At 44.5% G+C, this 1682-nt stretch carries 2 protein-coding genes and 1 pseudogene; 2 read left to right on the forward strand and 1 reads right to left on the reverse strand.

The annotated features are described in order from the left end of the window. Nucleotides 1–704 (forward strand): plasmid recombination protein (locus ABWP14_RS11420; RefSeq protein WP_353203096.1); only part of this gene is annotated, 704 nt, incomplete at its 5' end. Between the two features lie 164 nt (nt 705–868). On the opposite strand, the gene ABWP14_RS11425 is transcribed toward ABWP14_RS11420, so the two are convergent. Continuing rightward, on the reverse strand, nt 869–1339 hold the full coding sequence (locus ABWP14_RS11425; RefSeq protein ID WP_353203097.1) for a terminase small subunit: 471 nt from the start codon (nt 1337–1339) through the stop codon (nt 869–871). A gap of 114 nt (nt 1340–1453) precedes the next feature. Here ABWP14_RS11425 and ABWP14_RS11430 point away from each other — a divergent pair. Beyond that, a pseudogene (locus tag ABWP14_RS11430) lies at nt 1454–1682 on the forward strand (hypothetical protein); the annotation flags it as partial.

A 1682-nucleotide genomic window follows, 5' to 3' on the forward strand; every position in this document is an offset into this window, starting at 1 on the left:
AAATCCAAAAGGAACTTGGGGCAAGAAGTCACATCGACTCACAAAAAATACCGCTCAATTACTCATTGGTAGATGTTGTAAGTACTGATGGCTTGATACATAAAGTCAATGAAAGGATTGAGGCTTATGAGGACAACACTGGCAAGAGAATACGACGTGATGCAGTCATCGCAATTGAGGTCTTGTTCTCACTTCCTGATAGTAGACCCGATATCAATAACCGTGATTACTTCAACGACAGTTTGACATGGGCAAAAACCGAGTTTTCTCCTGCTGAAGTATTGACAGCGGATATTCATCTGGATGAAGCAACCCCGCACATGCATGTTATTTTTCTATGCGTTACCCCAACCAAATTAGTTGCCTCTAAAGTTAAGGGAAATAAAAGGAAGTACCGGGAACGTAAGGAGGATTTCTTCCATAAGGTTGCTCAGAAATATGGGCTTGCTCTGCCACCTGAAAAACTCCTCAAAGCAGACCGTATTAGATTGGCTAAACAGGTTATTACACAAGTTGAAACTTCGTCAGACCCTATGACCAGAAGTCCCCACTATCAGTTAATAAGACTAAGGATTGAGAATGACCCTGTGCCATTTGCAGTCAACTTGGGTATCGATATTGAGATTACTCCCAAGAAGTTACGAACACTTGTTCAAACCTTTACTAGCAAGGGTAAAGGGTCAAACTATCATCCAAATGAGTGAACTCTAACCTGTGTAGATTTCACCCCCTAACCAATCTTTCCCATTGACCAAACGCCATATGCATACCAACCTTTACGTGCTCCCTAGAAGCCCCTATCGGGGGTTATGGCTACCTACCCCCTTACCCGCTCCAAATAACGTCTGGAATTTTTCTAGTTCGGGCTCTAAATGGCATCCTCAAACTCAACCAAGCGTTGCCTCAGAATTTGCTTGAGGTCTTGGTGGGATTCTTCCTTGGTATGGGCGGGGTTAAACAACCCACATGCTTTGCCAAGCAGTTCTAGTGCTTTTAATTTGGTGCAGTCTTGGTTGCCTTGTTTGCTTAGTGCAAAAAGTTGTCTGAGGATAAACCGCTTGGTTGCCTGAATATCGTCCGTAAGCGTTTCTGCCACAGCTTCATGGGTATCTTTCAATAGTGCTTGAATCTGGGGGTGGCGCGACAGCCTGTATGCGCTGCAATGAAGATTGGAGGGGTTACTGGTGTCGGCAGGGTAGGCTTCCCTGTAGGCTTGGATTTGAGACTCGCCTCTGATGAGGCTATTGGCAAAGCACAGTTGCTGCAATGTCAATGGTTTACTGGCTTCTGTACTTGGTTGCATCCCTATTACTACCCTATCTTTATACCTATTTCGCATAGTGATATTAGGTCATTCAGGCGAAGAATTCAACTCTTCTACGGGTACATCCCACCTTTAATTTGTACCTGTTCGGGGCTAGTATGGCTCTACAAATATGAAGGATAGACAAGCATGATTAAGAACCTTTTATGCCTGCTGGCATTTGCCTTTTGCAATCTCGTTTGGGCGCAGACTGAAGCAGTCCACAACATCCCAGAATTCACCTTTGAGAGTGGAAAGAAATTAAAGGACATGAAGGTGGGTTACGTGACCCAAGGAACGCTCAATGCGAACAAGTCCAATGCCATTCTGATAACCCACGGCACAAGTGGTAATCGTCTGGGCTACAACATCTACATTG

The sequence above is a fragment of the Polynucleobacter sp. genome, from assembly GCF_040400325.1.
GTDB lineage: Bacteria > Pseudomonadota > Gammaproteobacteria > Burkholderiales > Burkholderiaceae > Polynucleobacter.